This window comes from Erwinia tracheiphila, from assembly GCF_021365465.1.
GTDB lineage: Bacteria > Pseudomonadota > Gammaproteobacteria > Enterobacterales > Enterobacteriaceae > Erwinia > Erwinia tracheiphila.
Map to the genome: position 1 here is coordinate 1,272,855 of NZ_CP089932.1, position 15,693 is coordinate 1,288,547.

The window sequence follows — 15,693 nt, forward strand, 5'->3', positions numbered from 1 at the left end:
ATGTACTGCACCCTCGCGGATTTGCTTGAACAGGTTCCTGAGCGGACGCTAATCCAGCTCACCAATGAGGAGCTGGACTTCGACTCGCCCGCGACGGTGAAAACTGAGGTGGTGGACAGCTGTATCCGCTATGCCGATGAGCTGATTGATGCTCACCTTCGTGGCCGCTATACCCTGCCGCTGGCAGAGATACCGACCGTTCTGCGGGACATTGCCTTCACGCTGGTGCGTTACCGGCTTTACACCCGCCGCCCGGAAGGGGCTGTCCCGGATACCGTGAAGGATGACCATAAAGAGGCCCGGCGACAGCTGGAAGGGTTGCGTGACAACAAGCTCACGCTGGGGCTGCAGTCGACTCAAAAAGACGTACCTGAGTCCGGTGAAATCCGGGCGCGGGCACGCCGCCCCACCTTTGGCGGGCGCGACGGATTACTGGAGAAATACTGATGAACGTTCTGCCCGTCCTTGATGCGGTACTGGCCCGGTTACGCGAGAAGCTGCCGCAGCTGCAGGTGGAGTACTTCCCGGAAAAGCCGTCCGAATACCGCCTGAATCATCCTGTCGGGGCGTTGCTGCTGAGCTATGCCGGTTCGCGCTTCGACAAACCCGATGATATTGGTGCGGTGATCCAGCCTCAGACCATCCAGCTCTGCGTCACGGTGGTCTTCCGCCAGCTCAACGGTAAAAGAGGTGCGATTGACGTTCTGGATGCAGTCCGCCGCATCCTCGGTGGCTACACCCCACCGAACTGCCGCCGTCGTATCTGGCTGACCCGAGAGGTCTTTATCGGAGAGGTAAAGGGACTGTGGCAGTACGCTCTCGACTTCGCCACTGAAAGCGTCTTTATCGAAGACAGCGATTTACCGTCCGGTCCGCTGTTAACCGAAGTGAACTATGAGGAAAGCGAGTGATGAAAGAATACCGCTATTCCGGCCCGGCCAGCGGCGTCACGCTGTCGGACGGAACCGAAATCCTGCTCTGGCCGGGGAAGAATGTTTCCCTGCCGGAGGAGCATGACTATGTGACGGTACTGGTGGCGCTGAAGCATCTGACGCCGGTATCTGAAGAGACTAAACCCGCCAGCACACCAGCCGTGCAGTCACCAAAGCGCAGGAACGGTGGCGACGGTGATGTGAAACCGGAGGATACCCATGTCAGCTAACTATCTGCACGGCGCCGAAACCATTGAGGTGGAAAACGGTGCCCGCCCGGTTAAAACGGTGAAATCTGCCGTCATTGGTCTGATTGGTACCGCCCCGATGGGGGGCGTGAATACGCTGGTGCAGTGCCTGTCTGAGAAAGACGCAGCAGCATTTGGCAGTCAGCTTACCGGCTTTACCATTCCGCAGGCGCTGGATGCCATCTACGACCACGGCGCAGGTACCGTTCTGGTGATTAACGTGCTCGATCCGGCTGTGCATAAAACTGCCGTGGCCGATGAAGATGTAACGTTCGATAAAGCAACGGGCAAAGCGCAGCTGGCCAATCCGGTGGTCGCCAAACTGGTACTGAAGCCGGCCAGCGACGGACAGCCCTATGTTGAAGGCCAGGACTATTCGCTCGACGCGCAGTCCGGGGCGATTACAAATCTCGGGAAAAGCATTGCGGCGGGCGCTACAGCGACGGCCAGCTATAACTATGCTGACCCGACCAAAGTCACTCCGGCGGATATCATCGGCGCGGTTAACGCGGCGGGCAACCGAACCGGCATGAAGCTGCTCAACGACAGCTTTAACCTGCTTGGCTACTTTGCCAAAATCCTGATTGCCCCGGTGTTCTGCACCCAGAAAAGCGTCTCTGCTGAGCTTATCGCCATGGCTGAGAAGCTGGGGGCGGTGACCTACATCGACGCACCAATTGGCACAACCTTTGCGCAGGCGCTGGCGGGACGTGGCCCGGAAGGCACCATCAACTTTAACACCAGCTCCGATCGTGTCCGCCTGTGTTATCCGCACGTCAGGGTGTACGACGCGGCCACCAACAGTGAAAGGCTGGAGCCGCTGAGCCAGCGTGCTGCCGGTCTGCGTGCCAAGGTTGACCTGGACAAGGGCTACTGGTGGTCTTCATCCAACCAGGAAATCATGGGGATCACCGGCGTGGAGCGGCAGCTGTCGGCGATGATTGACGACCCGCAGAGTGAAGTGAACCTGCTCAACGAACAAGGGATCACCACCATTTTCAGCAGCTACGGCAGCGGCCTTCGCCTGTGGGGCAACCGCACAGCGGCATGGCCAACGGTGACGCACATGCGCAACTTTGAGAACGTGCGCCGCACCGGTGATGTGATCAACGAATCCTTGCGCTATTTCAGCCAGCAGTACATTGATATGCCGATTACCCAGGCACTGATTGATGCGCTGACGGAGTCGGTCAATGCCTATGGTCGCAAGCTGATTGGCGACGGTGCCCTGCTGGGCTTTAAGTGCTGGTTTGACCCTGCCAGGAATGAGGAGACGGAACTGGCCGCCGGTCACCTGTTGCTGAGCTACAAATACACGCCGTCACCACCGCTGGAGCGGCTGACGTTTGAGACCGAGATCACCTCGGAATACCTGTTAACCTTGAAAGGAAACAGCTAATGGCCAAGATTGAAATCAACCGCATCACCAACGCCAATATTTATATCGGTGGTGCTAACCTGCTGGGCCGGGCTGAAGAGGTCAAGCTGCCCGACGTGTCCATGACCATGCAGGAGCATAAGGCGCTGGGGATGGTGGGCAAAGTGGAACTCCCGGCAGGTTTTGACAAGATGGAAGGTGAGATCAAGTGGAACAGCTTCTACCGTGACGCCATGCTGTCCGCTGCCAATCCGTATAAATCACTGTCACTGCAGTGCCGTTCCAGCGTGCAGCGCTACAGTTCGCAGGGGCTGATTGATGAAATTCCGCTGGTCACCTTCCTGACGATCATGTTCAAGAAGAACCCGTTGGGCACGTTCAAACAGCATGAGAATGCCGAGTTCTCCAGCAGCTTTACCTGCACCTACATCAAGCAGGTACTGGATGGCGAAGAACTGCTGGAGCTGGATTATCTGGCCAATATCTTCCGCGTGGGCGGTGTTGACCAGTTGACTGACTACCGCATTAATATCGGGGGATAAACCCCTTTCCTGATACCACGACACAAGTGATGCGAGGGGCCTGGTGGCCCCTTGCTTCTTAATCCCCTTTAATATCCGTCATACCCACCTCCGGACATACTGCTCTGAACTTACATAGGAGCACTATCATGTCCCAGACCCAATCCGATATTTTTCCCCTGACGTATCCCTTCACCACCGCTGCGGGCGTCAAAGTAGAACAAATCACGCTGAAGCGCCTCACGGTCAAAGACCTGAAGCAAGCTCAGAAGGTAAGTAAAAATCCTGCTGACTGGGACGAGCTGCTGATTGCCCGTTCCTCTGGAATGCTGCCTGAAGATATTGATGGGATGGATCTGGCTGATTACATGGCCCTGCAGGAGCGATTTCAGCAAATCACGGGGCTGGGTAAGAAATCAGACACTGATAAAACAGGCCCAGGGGCTGCTGGCGAGGTGGTTCCGCTTCCAGCCGGGGGAGATTGACGCGCTAGATACTGACGATCTGGAGATGTGGCTGGATCAGGCTGAAGAGCAAATCAAAAGCGAGTACGGCGACAATCAGTAGTTCTCCAGCCCAGTACAGCCGCACCTCGCGGCTGTACTCTATGGCTCCACACCATTTCCTTCCCGTTTTTCTGCTTTCAGAGGATAACCACCGTGGCCAGTGAATTTTCAGTCGGCGTCATCATTGGCGGGATGATCGGCAGCACCTTCCGCTCGGCGCTCAGTGGTACCCGGCGTGCGCTTGATTCATTGGGTGACACGTCCCGCCGTCTGCAGGAACGCCAGAACGCCTTAACCCGCGCAACAGAGCGCTATGGTCAACTGGGGTCATCCCGGATGCAGCGCCTCAACAGCGATCTGCTTCGGGTCAGCCGCACGATGGAACAGGTTGAGCGTCAGCAGCGGCGTCTGTCTGCAGCATCAGCCACCAGTGATGCGTTGAAAGCAAACCGCATGGCGCTTTATGGCCAGGGGGCAGAAACCTATGCCATCGGCAGAACACTGGGCGCACCGGTCATGGCCTCGGTCAAACAATATGCCTCGTTTGAATCACAGTTGCGGGATATCAGTGTCACTGGCGATCTGGATGCAAAACAGGAACGTGCGATTGGCTTGGCTATCAGGCAGGCCTCGCTGAAGATTAACCAACTGCAGGAGTCTCTGATGGGTGGAGTCGGACAGTTGGTTGCTGATGGTATGGCTCCTGAACAGGCAGCAACATTTGCTGAGATGCTTGGGAAGACAGCTACAGCAACTAAGGCCGATATGACCGATCTCGCCAAAATGACTTATGCCTTTAGCGATGCGCTCAAAATTACTGACGCTAAAGAACTGGAACAGGCATTTGGTATGGCTGCTACCGGTGCAAAACTCGGCTCGTTTGAACTGAAAGACATGGCGAAGGCTCTGCCGGGGATGACGAAAGCATTTGCGGCGCGTGGCATTACCGGGAAAGAAGCGATCATGGAGATCGTTTCCAGTTTGGAAGTCGGCAAAGGTAGCGGCTCTGCAGAAGAAGCCGTTACTAATATGTCTAACTGGCTGGCAGCGATGGGGCGAAACGATACCATTCAGAAATATGCCAAGGCCGGGATTAATTATCAGAAATCCATGCAGAACTTAGTAGCGCAAGGATTCTCGCAGTATGAGTCCTCACTAATGATTGCCAACGCTTTTATTGACGACAAAGGTAAGGCGTTTGTTCAGCAATGGGAGAAAGCTGGTGCCGTTGGTGATCGGGAAGGCCAGCAGAAGCTAATGGAGTCCTTTGGTCTGGCAGAAGTCTTCACTGATATCCAGACCGTTAACCATTTACTGTCAATGCGTCAGGGCTGGGATAAATATCTTTCCAATAAGCAGGAAATGAAAAGCCCTACAGCCCAAAATACGTTGAACACTGATTTTACAAAGCAAAATGATACTCTTGAGGCACGTTGGCGCAGAACCCAGGTTGGGTTTAACGAGGCAGCCATCAGCATCGGAGAATCACTACGACCAGCCCTAATTCAACTGGGCGAGACATTTATTCCTTTAATGGACAACGTCGGTAAATGGATCGCGGCTAATCCGCAACTTGTTAGCGGCACCATAAAGGTTGTGGGAGCATTACTCGCTTTCAAAATGGCCACCATAGGCCTCAAGCTGGGGCTGAATCTCCTTATTTCCCCCTTCGTCAGCGTCTGGAAAAGTACTGTACTATTGCGTACTAACTGGTTACGTCTGACCACAGCACTCGGAGAAGGCGGCAAATTACGCTGGCTCGCTACTGGATTCAGTCGACTGGCCAGTGGTGGTCTGAAACTTGGTGGCATTCTGGCAGGTAGCCTTGTTCGCGGTTTTATGATTGCGGCTCGTGCCGTTCTCTGGATTGGCCGGGCACTGCTGATGAATCCCATTGGCCTCGCCATCACCGCTGTCGCGGCAGCGGCTTACCTTATCTACCGCAACTGGGGCGCGGTCAGCGGCTGGTTTAAGCAGCGCTGGGCTGACATTAAAACGGCGTTTAACGGCGGTGTCGTGGGGATTGGTAAGCTGCTGATTAACTGGTCGCCGGTTGGTCTGCTCTATAAAGCCTTTGCGGCTGCGCTGAAATATCTCGGCGCTGATCTGCCCGCGAAGTTCACTGACTTCGGTGGCCATATTATCGACGGGCTGATAAACGGCATCAAAAACAAATGGGAGTCGCTCAAAACCACCGTCACAGATATGGGCGACAGCGTCGGCGGCTGGTTCAAGGAAAAGCTGGGCATCCATTCACCGAGCCGCGTGTTTATGGGCTTTGGTGACAATATCGCGCAGGGTGCCGCTATCGGCCTGCAGCGCACCACTCCGCTTGCGGCGCTGGCCGGACAGAAGCTGGCAGAAGAGATGACGCCTGATGTTCCCCGTATCCCGTCGCCGGACATCATGGCAGCGGGATATTCAGGCCGTGGCGCAGCTGCTTCTGGTGGCGGAGCGTCTGGCGGTATTCAGGTCAGCTTTAATCCTCAGTTTTTCCTCAATGGCAAAGAAACCGCAGCGCCAGCCGGACTGACCGGCGCACTGAATATGAGCCTGCATGAACTGGAGAAAATGCTGGAACGTCTGCTGGCTCAGAAACAACGTCGGGGGTACGAATAATGTTTGCAGTACTGGGTGATATTGAGTTTGAGCTGATTACCTACTGGGACGGCTTCGAGGCCACGTTTGGCGTCGATTATGCCGAACATGCCCGCATCGAGGGTAAGCCCGGCCTGCAGTTCGTCGGCGATAAGCTGGACGAAATCCAGGTGAGCCTGGTCTTCCATCAGCATTATTGTGTGCCCGACGTGGAGCTGGCGAGACTGAGAACGGCGATGAAAGCCCATCAGGCGCTGGCGCTGGTTTTCGGCAACGGTGACTATCGCGGCTGGTTCGTGATTACCGATGTGACCGCGACCAGCGAGCAGACCGACAGCACCGGCAACGTGCTGGCTGTCAATGCCACCGCGTCTCTCCGGGAGTACATCGGCGACCCGAAGAACCCGTTACAGCCGCCTGCAATACGCACGCAGGTTCCCGGCGTCGGGGCGGTCTCCGGTGCCGTTCCTTCACCTTCCGGGGTGGCGCGGTACGTTCGCGACGGCGTCAATTATGCCAGACAGGCGCAGTCTGTTCTCCAGACCACTATGAGTGCCGTTCGGGTGGCGCAGAAGATGAAGGATAATCCCGCCGTTGCACTGACCCGTGTGCCGGGGCTGATGAGCGGACTGGGCAACGTGTCCGGTGCGTTAGGCCAGAGCGTTCCTGCGTTTAATGCGCTCACTGAATCCATGCCCGATGCCATCAGTCTGGCCAGAGCCACCAGTGATGCGGCTACATATGTACAACAGGCGCAGTCTTCGCTGAGCGGCGTGGACGGCAGCAATATCGCAGCGGCGCTGGATGCTGTTTCCGGGCAGCTCAACTCTGCCAGCACCACCTTCACCCGCATGTCGCCGGGGTTGAGCACCATGGCCGCCAGAATACTGGCGAGGAGTGTGTGATGTTTCTTGAACATGTCACACGGGATGGGGAGCGCTGGGACTCTCTGGCATGGCAGTACTATGGCGACCCGCTGGGTTATCCCCGGATTATCGCCGCTAACCCGCACGTGGCCATCAAGCCGGTGCTGCCCTCCGGGTTGTTGTTACTGATTCCGGTTATCGAGGCTACCGATGCCAGTACAGAAGAGGATATTGCCCCATGGCTGAGGTAAACAGCACCACACAGGCCGCATCAGCGTTGACCGGCATCCGCGAGGTTCTGAGTCCGGTGTTCACCCTGTGGTATCTGCAGAAGAACATCACTACCGATATCGCACCTTATGTCACCTGCGTAACCTACAGCGATAACATCAAAAGCGAGTCCGATACCATTGAGGTGGAGCTGGACGACACCGATGGCCGATGGCTGGATAAGTGGTATCCGGGCAAGGGTGACACGCTGACGCTGAAAATGGGTTATCAGGGCGAGAAGCTGCTGTCCTGCGGTACGTTCTCGATAGACGAGATCGAGGTGCGTTCGCCCCCGTCCGTTGTCGCTATCCGGGGCGTGGCCACGTCGGTCAACAACGCCCTGCGGACAAAATCCAGTCGTGGTTTCGAGAGCACCACGCTGGCGGCCATCGCCGGGCGGATTGCCAAAAAGCATCAGCTGAAGCTGGCTGGCAGTATTGAGTCCATCAGAATTGACCGGGTGACCCAGTATGCTGAAACGGACGTGGGCTTCCTGCGCCGGCTGGCCAGCGAGTATGGTTATGCGGTAAAAGTTGTCAGCGACCAGCTGATTTTCTCTCATCTGGCCACGCTGCGCGGTCAGGAGCCGGTAAAACAGCTGAAGCCGCAGGATGTGTCCGGTTTTTCCCTGCGTGACACCATCAACCGCGTCTACAAATCCGCAAAGGTAAAACACCAGAAGAGCAGCAGTAAAAAGCTGATCGTCTACGAAGCTGATGGCGGCACCAGCGAAAGCGACAAACAGACCAAAGGTGGCAGGGTCACGAGTGCCGACTCACTGAAGGTCAACAGCCGCGTCAGCGACCCGGACAGCGCCCGGATTAAAGCAGATTCGGCGCTGGCCAGGCATAACGAATACCAGCAGAACGGCTCCCTGACGCTGATGGGGACGCCCCGGTTGACTGCGGGCAACAAAATTGAACTGGTGGGCTTTGGTCAGTTATCCGGGCCGTGGCTGATAACCACTGCCCGCCATGCGTTTGACCGTAACAGCGGCTACATCACCGAACTGGAGGTGGCGCGGGGGCCGGTCACGCAGGGCAAGGCGAAGAAAGGTAAAAAGACCGGCAAGAGCCGGACACTGACCGTCTACAAATACGATGGCACCACATCCACGGTAATAAAGGGAGATAAGTAATGTCTGTTGTTACCCGTCAGGTCGGCACGGTCAGCGCCGTCGATGCCGACAAAGTTCAGGCCCGCGTTCGTCTGCCTGAGTGCGATAACCTGCGCACTAACTGGCTTAACGTGCTGCAGCGCAATACCCAGGACAACAAGGATTACTGGCTCCCTGACGTGGGGGAGCAGGTTGAGGTGCTGCTCGATGCCAACGGCGAGGATGGTGTCATTCTGGGTGCGGTGTACTCAGACGTCGATAAACCGCCGTTCAGCGACAAAAACGTCCGGGGCACGAAATACGCGGATGGTGCAGAGTTCAGCTATAACCGCGCGACCCATACGCTGACGGTTAAAGGCGGTATCGGGCGCGTCGTAATCGAGGTTGCGGCAGGTATCAGCCTGAAGGGCAAAACCATTGATTTGACCGCTGACACCACCACGGTGAACGGCAACCTTGAAATCAACGGCAATGCCCACTCAACAGGCAGCATGCTCTCTGACGGCCAGAACTCCAGTCACCACTCCCACTGACCTTCTTAAACGCCTTTAATATCGGCGTTCCCGCACAGGGGCAATACTGCCCCCATGAAAACAACCTCTGTATTCTGGCAACCGGCCCTGCAGGCTCCCGGCGAAATCGTCCGGGGGCTGGATGATATCTGGCAGGCCATTCAAATCATCCTGCGAACCCCTCGCGGCAGCGACCCGCATCGCCCGGAGTTCGGCAGCAATCTTCACCTTTATATCGACTGGCCCATCGACCGGGCTATCCCGCATGTGGTGCGCGAGTCCGTCGATGCCATTCGGCGCTGGGAGCCTCGCTGCCAGCTTATGTCGGTCAAACCCGCCGTTGACGGCGAACATCTTACGCTCCGGGTGAGCTGGAAAGGCTCAGACGGACAGACCCGGACTCAGGAGCTGCTATGGCGCTGACAGAACCCGACTTTATTGAACGCGACGCCGATAAAATCACGGCTGAAATGATTGCGCAGTACGAAGCCGCAACCGGTAAAACGCTGTATCCCGCTCAGGCCGAGCGCCTGCTGATTGACCTGTGGGCATACCGTGAAATGCTGGTCAGGGTGGCGGCGCAGGAAGCCGCTAAACAGAATCTTGTCGCTTTTGCCCGTGAGCCGATGATTGATTACCTCGGTGAACTGGTCGGCGTGTACCGTCTTGCCGCGCAGCCTGCCACCACCACGCTCCAGTTCTCCGTGGATGAGGCGCTGGCCATTGATATGCTGATTCCGGCAGGCACCCGCGTCAGTGCTTCCGACAGCATTATTTTTGCCACCGATACGGACGTGGTACTGAAAGCCGGATTGCTGCTGGTCAATGCCACGGCCACCTGTACCGAGCCAGGGGCCGCTGGCAACGGCTGGCAACCTGCGCAGGTCAGTCAGTTGCTCGATGAGATTGATAATGTCGACCTGCAGGTGACCAATCTGGCAGCCAGTTCTGGCGGTTCTGAGCAGGAAGACAATGACAGGCTGCGCGAGCGTATCAAACTTGCCCCGGAGTCATTCACTAACGCCGGAAGCCGTATGGCATACCGCTTTCATGCCCTGCAGGCCCATCCGAACATCGTCGATGTTGCGGTGCTTTCCCCGGTTCCCGGCACCGTAGAACTGTATCCGCTGCTCAGTACCGGCCTGCCTGACGACAGTATCCTCACGCTGGTTGAGAGCTTTTGCTCGGACGAAAAAGTCAGGCCGCTCACTGATACCGTGCGGGCTAAAACGCCAGTGCAGGTGGATTACACCATTGAAGCCAACATCACGATCTACCGTGACCAGGATGCCAATTCGATAAAAGACGCCGCTAACAGCGCCATACAAAACTGGGTAGCGTCCCGTACCGCAGCACTGGGCCGCGATATTGTTCCCAGTCAGATTATCAGCGTGCTGTCCGTTGCCGGGGTCTACCAGGTCGAACTGGTGACACCGGCGCTGAGGGTCGTTGGTGAAAGCGAGTGGGCAAACTGTACGGCGATCACTCTCAACATGACCGGAGTGTCCGATGGCTGAGCCGCTGCAACTCCCGCCGCCGCTTGAGGGTGATATCAGTCTCAGAGCACTGGGTCGACTGGCCGGGCGGCTGGACAACATCGACCTGAGCGTACTGATGGTCTACCTGGTCGATATTGTCGACAGCTCCGCGCTGCCATGGCTGGGCGAGCAGTTCTCACTGTTCGGTGATGGCTGGGAGCTGGCGGAATCGGACGATGTACGCCGCATGCTTATCAAATCAGCTATCGAGCTGCACCGCTACAAAGGGCCGCCGTGGTCAATCCGGGAAATTATCCGCCGTTTCGGCTTCGGCGAAGTGGATCTGATTGAAGGCACTGGCCAGATCGGCTACGACGGCAAACACAGTTACAACGGGCTTTTCGTCCATGGTGATGCGGAAGCCTGGGCGGTCTATCGCGTCATCCTTCAACAGCCCATCACTAACGACCAGGCGGCGCTGTTACGTCAGACGCTCGCTGCCTTTGCTCCGGCCCGCTGCCATCTGGCGAGTCTGGAGTATCAGTCTGTCGCCATTCGCTACAACAACACCGTCAGCTATGACGGTAGCTATAACCACGGGAGCAGTTAATTATGGCAAACCTACCCGAAACCCCGCAGTGGGAAGACGGCATCTACCAGATTGAGGTCTCTGACCCCGTTCTGGGTGGGCCTGACGGGATTTCTAACCGTCAGGCTAAACAGCTGGCAAGCCGCACGTCATACCTCAAACAAAAGGTCGAAAAAAGCGGAACAGACCTGGCTGCACATATCGCGGCAGCTGACCCGCATACCCAGTACGCGCCGAAAGCCAGCCCGACATTCACCGGCACGCCAACAGCTCCCACGCCTGCGAATAGTGATAACAGCAAGAAGCTGGCAACGACAGAGTTTGTGGCCAAAGCACTTGCGGCGCTTGCAGGCAGCGCCCCTGAGACGCTGGATACGCTCAAAGAGCTGGCGGATGCCCTCGGCAACGATCCGAATTTTGCGACCACGGTGCTGAAGAAGCTGGCGGAGAAGCTGGCCAAAGACCAGAACGGTGCGGATATCCCTGACCCCGCGCTCTTTGTCAAAAACCTTGGTTTAGGGGAAGGCTCTGCGTTACCGGTTGGCGTGCCCATACCGTGGCCGTCAGCAACGCCACCTACGGGATGGCTCAAATGCAACGGAGCAGCGTTCACAGCAGCGCAGTACCCCAGACTGGCGCAGGCATATCCCTCACTCAAATTGCCTGATTTGCGCGGCGAGTTTATCCGTGGCTGGGATGACGGACGCGGGGCAGACAGCGGGCGCGAGCTTCTGAGTGCTCAAAGTCATGCCCTGCAGCAACATACTCACACCGTTGTGGTGCCGCTACGTACAACAGACAGTGATCGCGGTAGTAACGATTCATTGTACAGCGTTGATAATACGCAAACCGTTACAACCAGTGGGGCATCCGGTAATACCGCAACAGAAACCCGTCCGCGAAACGTGGCATTTAATTACATCGTGAGGGCCGCATAATGGCAGAAGCACAATTTAACAGCGATATGATCGCTGTCGTTGCCGGTGACATCACCGTTTATAACTTCGATGGTTCGACTCGTGAATATCGTTCATCATCTGTCGAGTATGTTGCCGTCGGTATCGGACTTCCGGCACATTCCTGTATTGATGCTCCTCTGGATGCAAAAGAGGGACTCGTTATCTGCAGAACATCTGATTTTTCAGCATGGGAGTATGTTGCCGATCATCGGGGTGAAACGGCCTACAGTAAGGAAACCGGACAACCAGTTATCATCAGTGTTCTGGGAGATTACCCCCCGGATTCAACCCCTGAAGCACCCGCGACACCCTACGATAAATGGGATGGACAAAAATGGGTTACCGACTCAGTAGCTAAGCGCAAGGCCGATATTGAGTACTCCGGAGAACAGCGGCAGCGGCTCCTTTCTGAGGTGGATGACATAACATCTGACTGGAGAGTGGCGTTGATGCTGGGTGATATCAGCGAGAGCGATAAAACTAAACTTTCAGCATGGATGGCTTATAAATCAGAAGTGAAAGCCGTCGATATTTCGACGGCTCCTGACGTCACATGGCCAGTTAAGCCGGAGGCACAGGCCAGCTGATATCTGGTGCCACATTTGTATCCAGTGCCTGCAACTCCCTGATATAAATCAGCCAGTTAATCAGGCTGGCTTTATCTTTATCACCGATGACACCCAGCTGTAGCTCAGTCTGCCAGAGACTGATGGTTGCCCTGGCGTCCTCTGCCAGTGCTGCTTTTCTTTGTTCAGCCGCTTCAACATCTGCAGCGTGTTTTTTACCGGAATCTGTCATCCATGCAGTGCCATTCCAGATATCGTAGGGTGTACCGGGGGCCAGCTGAGTGGTATCTGCCGGATAATCGCCTAGGTCGGAAACCACAACAGCCGCGCCTGAGTGGATGCTATATACCGTTTTCCCCCGATGGTCAGGTATATACTCCCATGCGGTTAAATCCTGAGTTCGGCAGATGGCGTACCCCGCGCGGGCTTCACCCGGCACGTCAATACAGGAATTGGCCGGAACGCCAACACCGACAGCAAGATACTCAACAGAAGACGATAAATACTCCCGGGTTTCACTGTCGTAGTTATAAACGGTGATGTCTCCATCTGTTGTGGCAATAAGATTATTGTCCAGTTCTGCTTTCGCCATCATTCAGCCCTCACAATGTAGTTAAATGCCACGTTACGTGGTCTGACATCGTTTGTTGCTGGGATAGTTTTTGATGAATCCAGCGTAACTTTGATATCTGTACCTTCAGTTCCATTAGTGGCGGCGATGTAGTTACTGAATTTTTCTGCACTGAATACGCCAGATGCACCTTCATAGCCTCCCATGTCATACGACTGGAACGTGCCGGTGAGTCTGGGAATGCCATATGCCTGGGCACTAAGCAGGGTTCGGCTGCTGTCAACTCCCCGCCCGTCATCCCAGCCACGGATAAACTCGCCGCGCAAATCAGGCAATTTGAGTGAGGGATATGCCTGCGCCAGTCTGGGGTACTGCGCTGCTGTGAACGCTGCTCCGTTGCATTTGAGCCATCCCGTAGGTGGCGTTGCTGACGGCCACGGTATGGGCACGCCAACCGGTAACGCAGAGCCTTCCCCTAAACCAAGGTTTTTGGAAAAGCGGTTACACATAGCGAAATCTGTAAAAATCCTCCCGCCGCGACATAGAGGAGGAGAATTGATGGCCGTCATTGGTTATATCCGTGTATCAACAATCGACCAGAACAGCGATTTACAGCGTAATGCACTTACAAGCGCAAACTGTGACCGCATTTTTGAAGACCGCATGAGCGGAAAAGTTGCCAGTCGCCCCGGTCTGAAACGCGCTTTAAAGTGCGTTAATAGCGGAGACACCCTGGTCGTGTGGAAACTGGACAGGCTGGGGCGCAGCGTTAAGAACCTGATCGCACTGATATCAGAGTTACATGAACGCGGTGCACACTTCCGCTCTTTAACAGACAGTATTGATACCAGCACCGCTATGGGGCGATTCTTTTTCCACGTGATGTCGGCACTGGCGGAGATGGAACGCGAGCTAATCGTCGAACGAACACTGGCCGGGCTGGCAGCGGCCAGAGCACAGGGACGCATAGGTGGAAGGCCCAACGCATTAAAGCCGCATGAGCAGGAACAGATTGGGCGGCTATTGGCTAAGGGGCATACTCGCCAGCAGTTGGCCATTATCTACGGTGTGGGGTTATCGACGCTTTATCGATATTTTCCGGTGGACGGTCAGAGAGAGGATCGCCCAGTGGGATTGTAATTCTTTTGCAAATATTGAAACGCCGCAGCGAAGCCATTTATCTCACGGAAATGGGTGCATTTATCGCGCGGCGCATCAATCAATGCCGCCACTCCTGAGCGCGCCCGTAGTCTCGCCGACCTTATTCCTCCCGAGCTTATTCAGCAGGCGCTCACCCTGACCGATACCGTTACTTTGCGTAAACGTAAACTTTCCCTCGAATCCATGATTTGGCTTGTCGTTGGGATGTCCATTTTTTGCGATCATCCGATGACCGAAATCGTCAATCTGATGGATATTACTGACCGGACCGGAGCTCCTTTTACCGCACGCAGCGCTGTCATTCAGCGCCGTAAGACTCTGGGTGAAAATGCAGTGCGGGAGCTTTTTGATATCACACAGCAGCACTGGAATCAGCAGGCTGCACATCCAAAATGGCACGGTCTGAATCTGTTTGCTGTCGACGGCGTGGTCTGGCGTACCGCCGATACGCCGGAAAACAGAGCCGTCTTCAGTAAACACAGCAGCCAGTACGGCGAAGGCGGCTATCCTCAGGTGCGAATGGTTTGTCTGATGGAGCTGAGCAGCCATCTGATCGCCGCCAGTGCATTCGACAGTGAAAAAGTCAGTGAAATGCGGCTGGCTGAGCACCTGACGGAGAAAACCCCGAATAACAGTATCACCCTGTTCGATAAGGGATTTTATTCGATGGGTCTGCTTCATCACTGGCAGACAGCAGGAGAACACCGTCACTGGTTGTTGCCGTTGAAAAAACACGTACAGTATCAGGTGGTTCGCCGTTTGGGGCGTGGAGATGAACTGATATGCCTGAAAACCAGTCCACGAGCCAGGAAGCAATGGCCAGGGGTCCCGGAAGAAATGGTGGCAAGACTGCTGACCCGCAGGGTAGACGGTAAAGAGAGGCAGGTGCTGACGTCACTGACAGACCCGAATCGCTATCCGGGTAAAGATATCAGCGAGCTATATCGCCACCGCTGGGAAACAGAACTGGGCTACCGGGAAGCAAAGCAGGGTATGCTGGACAGCCGGTGGACATTACGCAGTCGCCTGCCGGAGCTGGTGAGACAGGAGCTATGGGGGGTACTGCTGGCTTATAACCTGGTGCGATATCAGATGGTGCAGATGGCGTTCCATCTGAAAGGAGATTACCTGCCTTACCAGCTGAGCTTCAGTGGAGCGATAAGCGAAATAATCCGGATGCTGATAACCCTGCCCTGGGCTTCGCCGGGAAAAATGCCGGGAGAACTGAGAACCCTGTATGAACAGGCGAAATGGCTTGTGTTACCGGGTAGAAGAGAGCGAAGTTACCCGAGAGAGTTGAGGGTAAAGAGCAGGAAATATCCGGATAAAAAGGTTGCTGGTCACCTTAAGTGACCAGCATTAACCCGTGGGCCGCTTTTTTGTGTTTATTTGATAAACAGGGTTGATTTGCCTTTTCAGCT

20 protein-coding genes are annotated in these 15,693 nt (G+C 55.7%); 18 read left to right on the forward strand and 2 right to left on the reverse strand.

Features of this window, described 5'->3' with window-relative positions; genetic code table 11:
• The 16 genes from LU633_RS06690 (at position 1) to LU633_RS06770 (ending at position 12,561) form a co-directional block, all read left to right on the forward strand.
• A complete protein-coding gene (locus tag LU633_RS06690; RefSeq protein ID WP_016191684.1) occupies positions 1–447 on the forward strand; it encodes a gp436 family protein in 447 nt (148 codons plus the stop codon).
• Positions 447–911 (forward strand): Gp37 family protein, encoded by a 465-nt coding sequence (locus LU633_RS06695; RefSeq protein ID WP_016191683.1) that lies wholly within the window; start codon positions 447–449, stop codon positions 909–911. The genes LU633_RS06690 and LU633_RS06695 overlap by 1 nt, the downstream gene beginning before the upstream one ends.
• Entirely contained in the window at positions 911–1,162 is a 252-nt protein-coding gene (locus LU633_RS06700; protein ID WP_198292530.1) for a hypothetical protein, read from the forward strand. Before LU633_RS06695 ends, LU633_RS06700 begins: the two co-directional genes overlap by 1 nt.
• Positions 1,152–2,579, forward strand: coding sequence for a phage tail sheath subtilisin-like domain-containing protein (locus tag LU633_RS06705; RefSeq protein ID WP_016191681.1), 1,428 nt, complete (start codon positions 1,152–1,154; stop codon positions 2,577–2,579). Before LU633_RS06700 ends, LU633_RS06705 begins: the two co-directional genes overlap by 11 nt.
• On the forward strand, positions 2,579–3,100 hold the full coding sequence (locus LU633_RS06710) for a phage major tail tube protein (protein ID WP_016191680.1): 522 nt from the start codon (positions 2,579–2,581) through the stop codon (positions 3,098–3,100). Before LU633_RS06705 ends, LU633_RS06710 begins: the two co-directional genes overlap by 1 nt.
• A gap of 128 nt (positions 3,101–3,228) precedes the next feature.
• A complete protein-coding gene (locus LU633_RS06715; protein WP_016191679.1) occupies positions 3,229–3,564 on the forward strand; it encodes a phage tail assembly protein in 336 nt (111 codons plus the stop codon).
• A 174-nt stretch (positions 3,565–3,738) separates the two neighbouring features.
• Entirely contained in the window at positions 3,739–6,204 is a 2,466-nt protein-coding gene (locus tag LU633_RS06725; RefSeq protein WP_016191678.1) for a phage tail tape measure protein, read from the forward strand.
• Positions 6,204–7,088 (forward strand): phage tail protein, encoded by an 885-nt coding sequence (locus LU633_RS06730; RefSeq protein WP_016191677.1) that lies wholly within the window; start codon positions 6,204–6,206, stop codon positions 7,086–7,088. The genes LU633_RS06725 and LU633_RS06730 overlap by 1 nt, the downstream gene beginning before the upstream one ends.
• Positions 7,088–7,300 (forward strand): tail protein X, encoded by a 213-nt coding sequence (locus tag LU633_RS06735; protein WP_198292528.1) that lies wholly within the window; start codon positions 7,088–7,090, stop codon positions 7,298–7,300. Before LU633_RS06730 ends, LU633_RS06735 begins: the two co-directional genes overlap by 1 nt.
• On the forward strand, positions 7,288–8,457 hold the full coding sequence (locus LU633_RS06740) for a phage late control D family protein (protein WP_016191675.1): 1,170 nt from the start codon (positions 7,288–7,290) through the stop codon (positions 8,455–8,457). The genes LU633_RS06735 and LU633_RS06740 overlap by 13 nt, the downstream gene beginning before the upstream one ends.
• On the forward strand, positions 8,457–8,969 hold the full coding sequence (locus LU633_RS06745; protein WP_016191674.1) for a phage baseplate assembly protein V: 513 nt from the start codon (positions 8,457–8,459) through the stop codon (positions 8,967–8,969). Before LU633_RS06740 ends, LU633_RS06745 begins: the two co-directional genes overlap by 1 nt.
• Positions 8,970–9,023: 54 nt before the next feature.
• Positions 9,024–9,371 carry a GPW/gp25 family protein gene (locus tag LU633_RS06750; protein WP_016191673.1) on the forward strand — a complete coding sequence of 116 codons (348 nt, stop codon included), beginning with the start codon at positions 9,024–9,026 and terminating at the stop codon, positions 9,369–9,371.
• Positions 9,362–10,465 carry a baseplate assembly protein gene (locus tag LU633_RS06755; RefSeq protein WP_016191672.1) on the forward strand — a complete coding sequence of 368 codons (1,104 nt, stop codon included), beginning with the start codon at positions 9,362–9,364 and terminating at the stop codon, positions 10,463–10,465. The genes LU633_RS06750 and LU633_RS06755 overlap by 10 nt, the downstream gene beginning before the upstream one ends.
• Positions 10,458–11,036 carry a phage tail protein I gene (locus tag LU633_RS06760; protein ID WP_016191671.1) on the forward strand — a complete coding sequence of 193 codons (579 nt, stop codon included), beginning with the start codon at positions 10,458–10,460 and terminating at the stop codon, positions 11,034–11,036. The genes LU633_RS06755 and LU633_RS06760 overlap by 8 nt, the downstream gene beginning before the upstream one ends.
• Before the next feature lie 2 nt (positions 11,037–11,038).
• Entirely contained in the window at positions 11,039–11,953 is a 915-nt protein-coding gene (locus LU633_RS06765) for a tail fiber protein (protein WP_016191670.1), read from the forward strand.
• Positions 11,953–12,561 carry a tail fiber assembly protein gene (locus tag LU633_RS06770; protein ID WP_016191669.1) on the forward strand — a complete coding sequence of 203 codons (609 nt, stop codon included), beginning with the start codon at positions 11,953–11,955 and terminating at the stop codon, positions 12,559–12,561. Before LU633_RS06765 ends, LU633_RS06770 begins: the two co-directional genes overlap by 1 nt.
• Here the strand turns inward: LU633_RS06770 and LU633_RS06775 are convergent.
• Together LU633_RS06775 and LU633_RS06780 are read right to left on the reverse strand one after the other, a co-directional pair.
• Positions 12,536–13,132, reverse strand: a complete 597-nt coding sequence (locus LU633_RS06775; protein ID WP_016191668.1) for a tail fiber assembly protein — start codon at positions 13,130–13,132, stop codon at positions 12,536–12,538. The genes LU633_RS06770 and LU633_RS06775 overlap by 26 nt on opposite strands.
• On the reverse strand, positions 13,132–13,620 hold the full coding sequence (locus LU633_RS06780) for a phage tail protein (protein ID WP_016191667.1): 489 nt from the start codon (positions 13,618–13,620) through the stop codon (positions 13,132–13,134). Before LU633_RS06780 ends, LU633_RS06775 begins: the two co-directional genes overlap by 1 nt.
• 49 nt (positions 13,621–13,669) lie before the next feature.
• On the opposite strand from LU633_RS06780, the gene LU633_RS06785 reads away from it, so the two are divergent.
• The gene (locus LU633_RS06785) at positions 13,670–14,251 is read left to right on the forward strand and encodes a recombinase family protein (RefSeq protein ID WP_016191666.1); all 582 of its coding nucleotides are present in this window, start codon (positions 13,670–13,672) and stop codon (positions 14,249–14,251) included.
• Positions 14,252–14,305: 54 nt separating this feature from the next.
• On the forward strand, positions 14,306–15,625 hold the full coding sequence (locus LU633_RS06790; RefSeq protein ID WP_046372382.1) for an IS4 family transposase: 1,320 nt from the start codon (positions 14,306–14,308) through the stop codon (positions 15,623–15,625).
• Positions 15,626–15,693: the final 68 nt, after the last annotated feature.

Coding starts and splice junctions, on each gene's coding strand:
- LU633_RS06690 (WP_016191684.1), top strand. CDS start 1: ATGTACTGCACCCTCGCGGATTTGCTTGAACAGGTTCCTGAGCGGACG.
- LU633_RS06695 (WP_016191683.1), top strand. CDS start 447: ATGAACGTTCTGCCCGTCCTTGATGCGGTACTGGCCCGGTTACGCGAG.
- LU633_RS06700 (WP_198292530.1), top strand. CDS start 911: ATGAAAGAATACCGCTATTCCGGCCCGGCCAGCGGCGTCACGCTGTCG.
- LU633_RS06705 (WP_016191681.1), top strand. CDS start 1,152: ATGTCAGCTAACTATCTGCACGGCGCCGAAACCATTGAGGTGGAAAAC.
- LU633_RS06710 (WP_016191680.1), top strand. CDS start 2,579: ATGGCCAAGATTGAAATCAACCGCATCACCAACGCCAATATTTATATC.
- LU633_RS06715 (WP_016191679.1), top strand. CDS start 3,229: ATGTCCCAGACCCAATCCGATATTTTTCCCCTGACGTATCCCTTCACC.
- LU633_RS06730 (WP_016191677.1), top strand. CDS start 6,204: ATGTTTGCAGTACTGGGTGATATTGAGTTTGAGCTGATTACCTACTGG.
- LU633_RS06735 (WP_198292528.1), top strand. CDS start 7,088: ATGTTTCTTGAACATGTCACACGGGATGGGGAGCGCTGGGACTCTCTG.
- LU633_RS06740 (WP_016191675.1), top strand. CDS start 7,288: ATGGCTGAGGTAAACAGCACCACACAGGCCGCATCAGCGTTGACCGGC.
- LU633_RS06745 (WP_016191674.1), top strand. CDS start 8,457: ATGTCTGTTGTTACCCGTCAGGTCGGCACGGTCAGCGCCGTCGATGCC.
- LU633_RS06750 (WP_016191673.1), top strand. CDS start 9,024: ATGAAAACAACCTCTGTATTCTGGCAACCGGCCCTGCAGGCTCCCGGC.
- LU633_RS06755 (WP_016191672.1), top strand. CDS start 9,362: ATGGCGCTGACAGAACCCGACTTTATTGAACGCGACGCCGATAAAATC.
- LU633_RS06760 (WP_016191671.1), top strand. CDS start 10,458: ATGGCTGAGCCGCTGCAACTCCCGCCGCCGCTTGAGGGTGATATCAGT.
- LU633_RS06765 (WP_016191670.1), top strand. CDS start 11,039: ATGGCAAACCTACCCGAAACCCCGCAGTGGGAAGACGGCATCTACCAG.
- LU633_RS06770 (WP_016191669.1), top strand. CDS start 11,953: ATGGCAGAAGCACAATTTAACAGCGATATGATCGCTGTCGTTGCCGGT.
- LU633_RS06775 (WP_016191668.1), bottom strand. CDS start 13,132: ATGGCGAAAGCAGAACTGGACAATAATCTTATTGCCACAACAGATGGA.
- LU633_RS06780 (WP_016191667.1), bottom strand. CDS start 13,620: ATGTGTAACCGCTTTTCCAAAAACCTTGGTTTAGGGGAAGGCTCTGCG.
- LU633_RS06785 (WP_016191666.1), top strand. CDS start 13,670: ATGGCCGTCATTGGTTATATCCGTGTATCAACAATCGACCAGAACAGC.